The organism is Loktanella sp. 3ANDIMAR09 (genome assembly GCF_001420005.1).
Lineage (GTDB): Bacteria > Pseudomonadota > Alphaproteobacteria > Rhodobacterales > Rhodobacteraceae > Loktanella.
Genome location: NZ_LJAK01000002.1, coordinates 467294 through 479103 on the forward strand (window position 1 = coordinate 467294; position 11810 = coordinate 479103).

The 11810-nt window shown below is 61.2% G+C and carries 12 protein-coding genes; 8 read left to right on the forward strand and 4 right to left on the reverse strand.

Translation table 11 applies throughout. The features are described 5' to 3' along the window. Positions 1-81: 81 nt before the first annotated feature. From AN189_RS05210 to AN189_RS05225, 4 genes are read right to left on the reverse strand one after another with little or no spacing between them, the layout of a single operon-like run. Positions 82-2244: a DEAD/DEAH box helicase gene (locus tag AN189_RS05210; protein ID WP_056032017.1), complete on the reverse strand. Its 2163-nt coding sequence runs from the start codon at positions 2242-2244 to the stop codon at positions 82-84. A gap of 36 nt (positions 2245-2280) precedes the next feature. Further along, the gene (locus AN189_RS05215; protein ID WP_056032020.1) at positions 2281-3150 is read right to left on the reverse strand and encodes a CPBP family intramembrane glutamic endopeptidase; all 870 of its coding nucleotides are present in this window, start codon (positions 3148-3150) and stop codon (positions 2281-2283) included. A gap of 25 nt (positions 3151-3175) precedes the next feature. Beyond that, positions 3176-3400, reverse strand: a complete 225-nt coding sequence (locus tag AN189_RS05220; protein WP_056032023.1) for a hypothetical protein — start codon at positions 3398-3400, stop codon at positions 3176-3178. After that, on the reverse strand, positions 3400-4053 hold the full coding sequence (locus AN189_RS05225) for an alpha/beta hydrolase (protein ID WP_056032026.1): 654 nt from the start codon (positions 4051-4053) through the stop codon (positions 3400-3402). The genes AN189_RS05220 and AN189_RS05225 overlap by 1 nt, the downstream gene beginning before the upstream one ends. Before the next feature lie 163 nt (positions 4054-4216). On the opposite strand from AN189_RS05225, the gene AN189_RS05230 reads away from it, so the two are divergent. The 8 genes from AN189_RS05230 (at position 4217) to AN189_RS05265 (ending at position 11705) form a co-directional block, all read left to right on the forward strand. Then, a complete protein-coding gene (locus AN189_RS05230) occupies positions 4217-4678 on the forward strand; it encodes an Rrf2 family transcriptional regulator (RefSeq protein ID WP_056032029.1) in 462 nt (153 codons plus the stop codon). A 64-nt stretch (positions 4679-4742) separates the two neighbouring features. After that, a complete protein-coding gene (locus AN189_RS05235; protein WP_056032032.1) occupies positions 4743-5777 on the forward strand; it encodes a cysteine desulfurase family protein in 1035 nt (344 codons plus the stop codon). A gap of 21 nt (positions 5778-5798) precedes the next feature. After that, positions 5799-7322 (forward strand): Fe-S cluster assembly protein SufB, encoded by a 1524-nt coding sequence (sufB, locus tag AN189_RS05240; protein ID WP_056032035.1) that lies wholly within the window; start codon positions 5799-5801, stop codon positions 7320-7322. Positions 7323-7380: 58 nt separating this feature from the next. Further along, entirely contained in the window at positions 7381-8136 is a 756-nt protein-coding gene (sufC, locus tag AN189_RS05245; protein WP_056032039.1) for a Fe-S cluster assembly ATPase SufC, read from the forward strand. Next, complete coding sequence (locus tag AN189_RS05250; RefSeq protein ID WP_056032042.1) at positions 8136-9422, forward strand: SufD family Fe-S cluster assembly protein; 1287 nt, start codon at positions 8136-8138, stop codon at positions 9420-9422. Before sufC ends, AN189_RS05250 begins: the two co-directional genes overlap by 1 nt. Continuing rightward, positions 9422-9919: a YIP1 family protein gene (locus AN189_RS05255; RefSeq protein WP_056032045.1), complete on the forward strand. Its 498-nt coding sequence runs from the start codon at positions 9422-9424 to the stop codon at positions 9917-9919. The genes AN189_RS05250 and AN189_RS05255 overlap by 1 nt, the downstream gene beginning before the upstream one ends. Continuing rightward, positions 9916-10485, forward strand: coding sequence for a Yip1 family protein (locus AN189_RS05260; protein ID WP_056032048.1), 570 nt, complete (start codon positions 9916-9918; stop codon positions 10483-10485). The genes AN189_RS05255 and AN189_RS05260 overlap by 4 nt, the downstream gene beginning before the upstream one ends. Then, on the forward strand, positions 10485-11705 hold the full coding sequence (locus tag AN189_RS05265) for a cysteine desulfurase (protein ID WP_056032051.1): 1221 nt from the start codon (positions 10485-10487) through the stop codon (positions 11703-11705). Before AN189_RS05260 ends, AN189_RS05265 begins: the two co-directional genes overlap by 1 nt. The last annotated feature ends 105 nt before the right edge of the window (positions 11706-11810 follow it).

Sequence of the window (11810 nt, forward strand, 5' to 3'; positions counted from 1 at the left end):
GATCTGGACAGCGTCCCAAAGCAATTTCAGGGTTTGAGGGCGGAATTCAGGTGTTTTCGGGCCGATTGTGTCGATTCGGTCCTATTTCTTTTTCGGTCCACTGCGTTTCAGCGTGCTGGCGCCGCCCTTGCGTGGGCCCGCAGGCTTACCACCGGGGGGCGTGAACCGCTTGGACGTATCCGATGCACTGGCCTTGGGCTTGGGGCCGCCGGGGCCTGACTTACCCTTGAAGCCTGCGCCGTCGGATTTGCCCTTATAGGCCGGTTTGCCATCGGATTTTGCGCGAAACGGCTTGTCGTCGGACTTGCCCTTGTAGGGTTTGCCGTCAGATTTTCCCTGGTAGGGCTTTGCGTCGCCCTTGCCTGCGTAGGGTTTCTTCGCACCTGCTTCACCGGTGCCGCCCTTGTCCTTCCAGACGGGTTTCGCGCGCGGTTTTGCCGGAGTGACAGCGCCGTCATAGTCACGCTTTTCCGGCTTTGATCGCGGTTTGCGCGGCGCGATCGCGGCCACATCGTCCTGACGGGACGGCGGGGGCGGCGCTGTATCGCGCGGTTTGGCGTCGCGCGGCTTGTCCTTTTTAAACGGGGGACGATCATCGCGTGGGCTGTCGTAGTCGCGCTTGCTGGGGCGTGGGCCACGGCTGCCGATGTTTGGCACGCCGTCCACGGCAGACAGTTTCGCCTGATTTTCCAGCGTCATATCCGACCCGATCGACCGCAGGAAACCGGCGACGGCACCTTCGGAAATCTCGACAAAGGTTTCATCGGGCTGAATGCGGATGGCGCCAATTTCCTTTTTCGTGATGTCACCGGCCTTGCACAGCATCGGCAAGAGCCAGCGTGCCTCTGCCTTTTGTTCACGGCCGACGTCAACGCGGAACCACTTGGACGGGCCGAATGCCTCCTTGCGTTCGCGCGGGGGGCGGTCGTCGCGTGGTGCGCCGGGGGTCGGGGCCTCTGACAGGTCTTCGGGCGCGGATTGGCGACCCTGATAAAGACGCAGATAGGCCGCAGCGATCTGTTCTGGCGAATGTTGTTCCAGCAGGCGCGCGGCAAATGCCGTTTCGCCATCGGTGAATGTTTCGGACCAGATGTCATCCGCCAGCAGGCGTTCCTCGTCCTTTTGCAGGATTTCGTCTGCGGTCGGGGCCTTGCCCCAATCGGCGTTCAGCTTGCCCCATGTCAGCAGGTTCTGCGCACGGCGGAACATCTTGGGCGGCACGACCATCGCACTGACGCCCTTGCGCCCGGCACGTCCCGTCCGACCCGAGCGGTGCAACAGGATTTCAGCGTTGGTCGGCAGTTCGGCGTGGATCACCAGTTCGAGGTTCGGCAAATCAATGCCGCGCGCGGCCACGTCGGTTGCCACGCAGACGCGGGCACGCCCGTCGCGCATGGCTTGCAGCGCATGTGTGCGTTCCTGCTGCGACAATTCCCCGGACAGGGCGACAACCGCAAAGCCGCGGTTCGACAGGCGCGTGGTCAGTCGGGTGACCATCGCACGCGTGTTGCAGAACACGATGGCATTGGGTGCCTCGTAATAGCGCAGCAGGTTGATGATGGCGTTGTCGGCATCATGCTGTGCGACGCTCAGCGCGCGGTATTCGATGTCGGAATGCTGCTTTTCCTTGCTGGCGGTGACGATCCGCTTGGCGTCGGTCTGGTATTCCTTGGCCAGCCGTTCGATCATCGGCGGCACGGTGGCCGAGAACATCAGCGTGCGACGATCGGGCGGCGCCTCGCCCAGGATGAATTCCAGATCTTCCTTGAACCCCAGGTCCAGCATCTCGTCCGCCTCGTCCAGCACCACGGCGCGGGTGTCGGACAGGTCGATATTGCCGCGGGTGATGTGGTCGCGCAGACGGCCTGGCGTTGCCACGACGATATGCGCACCGCGATCCAGTGCGCGGCGTTCGTCGCGCACATCCATGCCACCCACGCAAGAGGCCAATACCGCACCGGTCGGCGCATAAAGCCAGGTCAGTTCGCGTTTCACCTGCATGGCAAGTTCGCGTGTCGGTGCCACGATCAGCGCCAGCGGACGCCCGGCGGGGCCAAAGGTGCCGTCCTCTGCCAGAATGGTCGAACCGATCGCAAGGCCGAATCCAACCGTCTTGCCGGACCCGGTTTGTGCCGACACCAGCAGGTCCTGACCTGTCAGCGCGTCGTCGGTGACGGCCTCCTGTACGGGGGTCAGGCTATCATAGCCCTTGTCTGCAAGGGCTTTGGCGAGGGTCGAGATCATAATAAATTGCGTCCGGCTAATGGGTCAGACCGCGCCTTAGGCTTGTTGCGCCGCGCTGTCCAGCATCATTCGCCGCAACCATCGGCGGTAGATCACCCATGCGAGAACGGAAAAAACGACAAATTGGACCGAGACACCGGCGACCAGCGGCAGCAGGGCACCGGCATTCTGTGCGGCCGGTTCGCCTGCATCCGCAACCGTTGTGCCGTCAATCGCGTCAGCGTCGATCATGCCCGCGGTAAAGACGTTGAGGTTCCAGAGCGCGTGCAGAATGATCGCGGGCCACAGGTTCACGGCTTGCAGCGTGATGGCACCCAGCAGGGCGCCAAAGGCGGTGGCAAAGACGATTTGCAAGACGGTCTGGACCACGTCCTGTCCATACAATGCATTGGCACCATGATAGATCCCGAACAGGACCGAACAGAGGATCAGTGCCCAGCCCGGCGACAGCCTGTGCCGCAGACCGTTCATCAGCAAGCCGCGGAACATCAGTTCTTCGCTCAGCCCGATGAACAGGGCAAAGAGGATTGCCGCCAGAATGGCCGTGCCGACCTGTTCGGGCAGCGGATAGACGATCACAGCCGCCACAAGCATGAAGTAGAGCGACGCCGGCACGATCATGATCCAGAGCCACAAGCGCACACCGGCCCAGTCAGGTGCAACGATCAGCCCCGTCGCGCGGGTCCAGCCGAACAGGGCAACCACAAGAACAACGACCAACGCCGAAATCGCCTGAAAAAGGCTGGTGGTCAGGTCGGGGGCGTAGGTGATTTCACCTGTGCCGTCCGTCACATCGACAGCACCAAAGACGATCAGCGGCCACGCAAACAACACTGTCAGGAACAGCGTGCCCACGATCGCGGCGGTCAGCGGCCGTTTGTCAGCAAATGTCGAAAACGGCCGCATTGTCATCCATCCATTCGCTGTGGCGTCAGTCCGCGGACCCCTTGTCCGCGCGGCTTGCCAGCAGGGTCCGCGCACGCTTTTCCGCGCGACGCACCCTGATGAATGTCATGTAGCTTTCCTGCAGGGTCTGAGAAGACGTGCCGAGGATTTCCGAGATCTGGTCCACGATCTTTTCGTCACCCGTGCGGGCCTCGTCCTCGAGCGCCTTGGCGGCCAGTTCGTTGGCCACTTCGTCAACGTAGGATGCCATCAGCGCGTGTTCTCCGTCAGGCGGCGACGCACATAGGTTTTCACGCTGTCGATCATCGGATCCATATGCGGATCCTCAAAGAAATGTCCCGCACCGGGAACCTCTTCGTGGGTGACCGTGATGCCCTTTTGTTCGTGCAGCTTGTTCACGAGGTTCACGGTATCGGCGGGCGGGGCCACGCGGTCAGCTGCACCGTTGATGATCAAACCCGAGGACGGGCAGGGGGCGAGAAAGCTGAAATCATACATGTTGGCGGGGGGCGATACGCTGATGAAGCCCGTGATTTCGGGGCGGCGCATCAACAATTGCATCCCGATCCATGCGCCAAAGCTGAAGCCTGCAACCCAGCAATGTTTCGCGTTGCTGTTCATGGATTGCAGGTAATCCAGCGCCGAGGCGGCATCCGACAACTCTCCGATGCCCTGGTCGTATTCACCTTGACTGCGCCCGACGCCACGGAAATTGAACCGCAAAACGGTAAAACCCATCTGGTAAAATGCGTAGTGCAGGTTGTAGACAACCTTGTTGTTCATCGTGCCGCCGAACTGCGGATGCGGATGCAGCACGATGGCGATGGGCGCGTCGCGGTCTTTTTGCGGATGGTAGCGACCTTCGAGGCGACCTTCGGGGCCGGGGAAAATGACTTCGGGCATTTGGGTCTTACCTGCTTTGGGAGGGGCGCTTGACGATCGTCGGGCACCACCTTAGAACAATTCTAAATGCGCAGCAGAGGTGCCGCGCGGGTTGACGTGACCTAATCAGGCTACGGCTTTTCGTCAATGAATTTACGACCCAACGGGTCGGTCAGGGGTTGGAATGAAGTTAAGCACCAAGGGACGCTACGCCATGGTCGCATTGGCGGACCTCGCTTTGCAGCCGGGGGACGGGCTGACCAGCCTGACCGAAATATCCAAGCGGCAGGACATTTCGCTGCCCTACCTCGAACAGTTGTTCGTGAAACTGCGGCGGGCTGAATTGGTTGAATCGGTGCGTGGGCCGGGTGGTGGTTACCGTCTGGCGCGGCCCGCGTCCGAAATCCGCGTGGCCGACATCCTGGGGGCCGTCGATGAAACGGTCAGTGCGATGCACAAGGGCGCGGGTGCGTCCGGTGCGACCTCTGGCAGCCGCGCACAATCGCTGACCAATCGTCTGTGGGAGGGGTTGAGTGCACATGTCTATGTGTTCCTCCACCAGACCCGGCTGTCGGATGTGGTCGGCAATGCGATGGCACCCTGTCCGGCCGTGCCTGCGCTGTTCGAAGTGGTCGACGAGACCTGAACGCCGGACCGGGGCGCTGCCCCGGACCCCGGAGTATTTTTGGCAAGATGATACCAAGGACCGCATGACCCGCAGCTATCTGGATCACAACGCAACGACACCGCTGCGGGCCGAGGCCCGCGACGCGATGATCGCGGCGATGGATGTGGCGGGCAACCCGTCGTCTGTCCACGCCGAGGGGCGCGCGGCAAAAGGGCTGGTCGAGCGCGCGCGGGGGCAACTGGCCGATGCGCTGGGTGCATCCAACGCCGACATCGTTTTCGTGTCTGGATCAACCGAGGCGGCGGCGCTGTCGCTGGCCGGGCGTGGTTTGCGCTGTGCGGGCATCGAGCACGAGGCCGTGCGCGTCTGGTGCGACGCGACGCTGAGCCTGTCGGCCGGGCAGGTGATCTGTGACGATCCTGCGCGTGCGACGGTCCAGCTTGCCAATTCCGAAACCGGAGTGCTGCAGGATTTGCCGCAGGGACTGGCTGTCAGCGATATCACCCAAGGGTTCGGGCGCGTGCCCTTTGCCTATGGGTGGGCAGGGGTCGACATGGTGTTTCTGTCGGCCCACAAATTCGGCGGACCAAAGGGTGTGGGCGCATTGATCGTGCCGCAAGGCGCTGAGGTTGCCGCACAAATACGTGGTGGCGGCCAGGAGATGGGGCGCAGGTCCGGGACCGAGAATGTCATCGCAATCGCCGGTATGGGGGCCGCTGCCGCAGCGGCACAAAAAGATTTGGCAAATGGTGTCTGGGACCGGGTTGCGCAACTTAGAAATATTCTAGAAAAGGCCATTGCAGAGCAGTCTTCGCAGACTATTTTTGTAGGGAATGATCTGCGCAGGCTGCCCAATACGTCGTGTTTTATCACGCCCGGCTGGAAGGGTGAGACACAGGTCATGGCGATGGACCTTGCCGGTTTTGCCGTGAGCGCAGGATCGGCCTGTTCCAGCGGCAAGGTCAAGGCAAGCCAAGTGCTGCAGTCGCTGGGGTTTGATGATGACCAGGCGGGATGCGCGTTGCGGGTGTCGCTGGGACCCGAGACGACAGAAGACATGGTCTTGCGCTTTGCCGAGGCGTGGGGCCGGAAAATCAAACGGATGCAGGCGGCATGACGCCGCAAGAGAGGTAAGGACATGACAGCTTTGGATCAGGTAGAGGTCAAAGAGGGCGTCGATCAGGAAACCGTGGATGCGGTGGCCCAACTCTCTGGTGCGTATAAATACGGCTGGAACGACGACGACATCGAGATGGATTACGCCCCCAAGGGCGTGAACCCCGATATCGTTTCGCTGATTTCGTCCAAGAACGAGGAACCGCAGTGGATGCTGGACTGGCGTCAGGCTGCGTTTACCCGCTGGGAAGGCATGTCCGTGCCGAACTGGGCGATGCTCAAGGTTGCGGATATCGATTTCCAGGATCTGTATTACTATGCCCGGCCCAAGAGCATGGAGGTCAAGCCCAAGTCGTTGGACGAGGTCGACCCCAAGCTGTTGGAAACCTACAAGAAGCTGGGAATTCCGCTGAAGGAACAGGCCATTCTGGCCGGTGTGGAGGGCGCTGAAAACGATCTGCCAGAGCGCAAGGTTGCCGTGGATGCGGTGTTCGATTCCGTGTCTGTCGGCACGACGTTCCAGGCAGAGCTGAAAAAGGCTGGCGTGATCTTTTGTTCGATTTCGGAGGCGATCCGCGAGCATCCCGAGCTGGTCAAGAAATACCTGGGCACCGTCGTGCCGCCGTCGGATAATTTCTATGCGACGCTGAACTCGGCCGTGTTTTCCGACGGATCGTTCGTCTATGTGCCGCCCGGCGTGCGCTGCCCGATGGAGCTGTCGACCTATTTCCGCATCAACGCCGAAAACACCGGTCAGTTCGAGCGGACGCTGATCATCGCGGACAAGGGCAGCTATGTGTCCTACCTCGAAGGGTGTACCGCACCGAAACGCGATGTGGCGCAGCTGCATGCGGCGGTGGTCGAGATCATCATCGAAGAAGACGCCGAGGTGAAATACTCGACCGTCCAGAACTGGTATCCGGGCGACGAAGAAGGCAAGGGCGGCATCTACAACTTTGTCACCAAACGCGCTGATTGCCGTGGCGCGCGGTCCAAGGTGATGTGGACACAGGTCGAAACCGGGTCGGCGGTGACGTGGAAGTACCCGTCCTGCATTCTGCGCGGTGACGACAGTCAGGGCGAGTTCTATTCCATCGCCATCGCCAACAACTATCAGCAGGCGGATACGGGCACCAAGATGGTGCACCTGGGCAAGCGCACCAAGTCGCGCATCGTGTCCAAGGGCATTTCCGCAGGCCGCGCCCAGAATACCTATCGCGGTTTGGTGTCGATGCACCCCAAGGCCAAGGAATCGCGCAATTACACCCAGTGCGACAGCCTGTTGATCGGCTCGCAGTGCGGGGCGCATACGGTGCCCTATATCGAGGTCAAGAACAACTCGAGCCGGGTCGAGCACGAGGCGACGACATCCAAGGTGGACGACGATCAGCTGTTCTACTGCCGTTCGCGCGGGATGGACGAAGAAGAGGCCGTCGCTTTGGTCGTGAACGGATTCTGCAAGGAAGTGCTGCAGGCCCTGCCGATGGAGTTCGCGATGGAAGCCCAGGCGCTGGTAGCGATCAGCCTCGAAGGATCGGTCGGCTAAACAGCCGCACCCCAGGGAATGCGACGATTGTCGCCAAGGAATACTGAAGGAAGAAAAGATGCTGGAAATCAAAGGCCTGAAGGTCGATCTTGAAGAAGAAGAAAAGTCGATCCTCAAGGGTGTCGATCTGACCGTCGGCGCAGGCGAGGTCCACGCGATCATGGGTCCGAACGGGTCGGGCAAATCCACCCTGTCGTATGTGCTGTCCGGCAAGGACGGCTATGAGGTGACGGCAGGGTCTGCGACGCTGGATGGCGCCGACCTGCTGGACATGGAACCCGAGGAGCGCGCGGCTGCCGGCCTGTTCCTGGCATTTCAGTACCCGGTCGAAATCCCCGGTGTGGGCAACATGACGTTTCTGCGCACCGCGGTGAATGCACAGCGCAAGGCGCGCGGTCAGGACGAATTGTCTGCCGGTGATTTCCTCAAGGAAGTCCGCGCCCGCGCCAAGGATCTGAAGATCGATGCCGAGATGCTCAAGCGTCCGGTCAATGTCGGTTTTTCGGGCGGCGAGAAAAAGCGCAACGAGATCCTGCAAATGGCGATGCTGGAACCCAAGATGTGCATTCTGGACGAGACCGACTCTGGTCTTGATGTGGATGCCATGAAACTGGTGTCCGAGGGCGTGAACGCGCTGCGGTCCGAGGGTCGTTCGTTCCTGGTTATCACGCATTATCAGCGGCTTTTGGACCATATCAAACCTGATGTCGTGCACATCATGTCCAACGGTCGCATCATCAAGACCGGTGGTCCTGATCTCGCACTCGAGGTCGAGAACAACGGTTATGCGGACCTGTTGGCGGAGGCCGAGTAATGGCTTTGCCGCAATTCAAACAGGACGCGACCGACGCGCGGCTGGATGCGGTCACGGTGCCTGAGGGTGCTGCGTGGCTGACACAGGCGCGCAAGGATGCAATGACCCGCACGGCCACGATGGGCCTGCCGCATCGGCGTGACGAATATTGGAAATACACCGATCCTGCGACGCTTGTGGCCGTGGATGCCCCCGCGGCAGAGGTTCTGGATGATGATGACGCGATCTTTTCGGACGCGAAACCTCTGACGCTCGTGTTTGTGGACGGTGTGTTTGATGCCGCGGCCTCTGACGACCTGACGGGTGAGAACCTGGACATCGCGCGTCTGGCAGAGGCCGGTGCGCAGGATATCCACTGGGCCAAGGACATCTATGGCGTCCTGGAACTGGCCGGTCAAAACCCGGTGCAGCGTCCGCTGGCGTCGCTGAATACTGCGACGGCGACGGATGGTGTGCTGATCCGCGCCACGGGACCGGTAGATCGCCCCGTCTGCCTGCGGTATCGCCGCAAGGAGTCTGGCACGGACGCGGTCCTGCATCACGTTGTCCGGGTCGAGCCCGGGGCAAAGGTCACGCTGCTGGAAACCGGATCGGCTGCTGCGCGACTGTCCACGGTCACCGAAGTGTCAGTTGCCGATGGTGGTGAATTCCACCACGTCCGCCAGCAGGGCCGCGATCACGGCCGCCGCATGAACACGCATACCTTTGCCCGGATCGGTGAAGGGTCTGTTTTCAAATCCTTTACCCTGTCGCTGAACGGCGTGCTGACGCGCAATGACTGTGTGATCGAGATGCTGGGCGACGATGCGGTGGCCCATGTCGCGGGTGCCTGCGTGGGTGACGGCGACGGTTTCCACCACGACGACACCGTGTTCATCACCCACGACGCCCTGCGCGGCGAGTCACGTCAGGTGTTCAAGAAGGTGCTGCGCAACGGTGCGGTCGGCGTCTTCCAAGGCAAGATCCTGGTGAAGGAAGGCGCGCAAAAGACCGATGGCTATCAGATCAGCCAGTCGCTGCTGCTGGACGACGACAGCCAGTTTCTGGCCAAGCCGGAACTGGAAATCTACGCCGATGACGTCGCGTGTTCGCACGGGTCCACCTCTGGTGCGATTTCCGAAGAGGCATTGTTCTACCTGCGGTCCCGTGGCGTGTCGGAAAAGGCGGCAACCAACCTGCTGACGCTGGCTTTCCTTGCCGAAGCATTGGAAGAAATCGCAGACGAAGGTCTGGCAGAGGATCTGCGCGATCGTCTGGCAGGCTGGCTGGACCGCCACGCAGGCTGATGGCCGTCTCGACAAACATCATGCGGGCCTGGCGCAGACCGCGCCAGGTCATGCGCGAGCTGCTGGATCAGGGCAAACGCGAAGATCGGGCGATTGCCTATCTCTTTGTGTTCTGCATCCTGGTTTTCATCGCACAATGGCCTCGTCTGTCACGCAGGGCAGCCGGGTTCGAGCTGGCACCGGGGGCAGAGCCGCCGGAGCTGTCACAGCTGATGACCTATGAACTCTTTGCCTGGCTGATGGTCTGGCCGCTTGTGCTTTATGGTCTCGCGGCGATTTCTCATCTGGTCGCCCGGTTGTTTGGCGGGCAAGGCAGTTTCTTTAGCGCGCGACTGGCGTTGTTCTGGTCGTTGCTGGCGAGTGTGCCGCTGCTGCTGCTTTATGGTCTGATGGCCGGTTTTCTGGGTCCGGCTCCGGGCACGCAACTGGTGGGCGCGGTCTGGCTGGTGGTTTTCGGCTACATCTGGCTTCAGTCGCTGCGCGAGGCGGAAAAGTGATCAACGCCGACTTTATCAAGCGGTCACTGGTCGATCCTGCGGGGACGGCACGCGGGCTGATGTCATATCATCTGGCCCCCCTGACGCTGTGGTCGATCCTTGCGGTCGTGGCGATCTGTTCCACGATCCTTGTCGCGGTCGGCAGCATGATCCTGGGCAGCGCGCCCGACACGATGGCCATGATGCCCTTTGTCGTGGCCATCGTGCTGGCCTCGTCGCTGGTGGTGCTGATCTTTGCCATTTACCTGACCGGACGCAGTCTGGGCGGGCAGGGACGGTTGGATCAGACGATCCTATTGGTCGCATGGTGGCAGGGCATCGGCCTTGTTATTCAACTGGTCCAGACGTTTGTGATGGTTCTGCTGCCGCCGCTGTCCGGGATTGTCACGCTGGCCGGTTTTGCCTGGCTGCTCTTTGCCTTGCTGCATTTCGTGAATGTCCTGCACGGGTTTGACAGTCTGCTCAAATCGCTTGGCACCGTTGCCTTGGGGATCATCGGATTCTCGTTTGGCATTGCACTTTTTCTGACGCTGATTGGCGTCGGGGTCCAAGGGGGATCCATTTGATGTTCGATATCGCTGATATCCGGTCGCAGTTTCCGATCCTGTCCCGTCAGGTGAACGGCAAGCCGCTGGTCTATCTGGACAACGGTGCCTCGGCGCAGAAACCGCAGGTCGTCATTGATGCCGTGACCCGTGGCTACGCCGAGGAATATTCCAACGTGCACCGCGGCCTGCACTACCTGTCCAATCTGGCGACCGACCGCTACGAATCCGTGCGCGGCGTTGTGGCGCGGTTCCTGAACGCCGCCTCGGAGGATGATATCGTGCTCAATTCCGGCACGACCGAGGGGATCAACATGGTGTCCTACGGCTGGGCGGCACCCCGGCTGCAGGCAGGGGACGAGATCGTCCTGTCGATCATGGAACACCACGCCAATATCGTGCCGTGGCATTTCCTGCGGGAACGGCAGGGGGTCGTGATCAAATGGGTCGATTGCGACGCGGATGGCAACCTTGATCCGCAGGCGGTCATCGACGCCATCGGACCCAAGACGAAATTGGTTGCAATAACGCATATGTCCAATGTGTTGGGGACCGTTGTTGATGTGAAATCCATCTGTACCGCTGCCCGCGCGCGTGGCGTGCCCGTTCTGGTGGATGGGTCACAGGCCGCCGTTCACATGGCGGTCGATGTGCAGGACATCGGCTGTGATTTCTACGCGGTCACGGGGCACAAGCTCTATGGTCCTTCGGGGTCCGGTGCGATCTGGGTCCATCCCGACCGGATGCGCGAAATGCGTCCCTTCATGGGGGGCGGCGACATGATCCGCGAGGTGGGGCGCGATGTGGTCACCTACAACGATCCGCCCATGATGTTCGAGGCCGGCACCCCCGGTATCGTGCAGACGATCGGTCTGGGCGTGGCGCTGGACTGGATGATGGACATTGGCATGGACAATATCGCAACCCACGAAGCCGATCTGCGCGACTATGCGCAATCGCGCCTGCACGGGTTGAACTGGTTGCAGGTGCAGGGCAACGCACCGGGCAAAGGCGCGATCTTCTCCTTCAAGATCGAAGGGGCCGCCCATGCGCACGACATATCGACCGTGCTGGACAAAAAGGGCGTCGCCGTTCGGGCAGGGTCGCATTGCGCGATGCCGTTGATGGACCATCTGGGTGTTCCGGCGACCTGCCGCGCGTCGTTCGGCGTTTACAATACCCGCGGCGAAGTGGACGTCCTCGTCGAGGCACTGGAACTTTGTCACGAACTTTTCGCCTGATTTCCCGTTGCGGGGCCGCGGCCCCGCAGCTATAGCAGGCGCAACGGTCCGTTAGCTCAGCTGGATAGAGCGCTGCCCTCCGAAGGCAGAGGCCAGAGGTTCGAA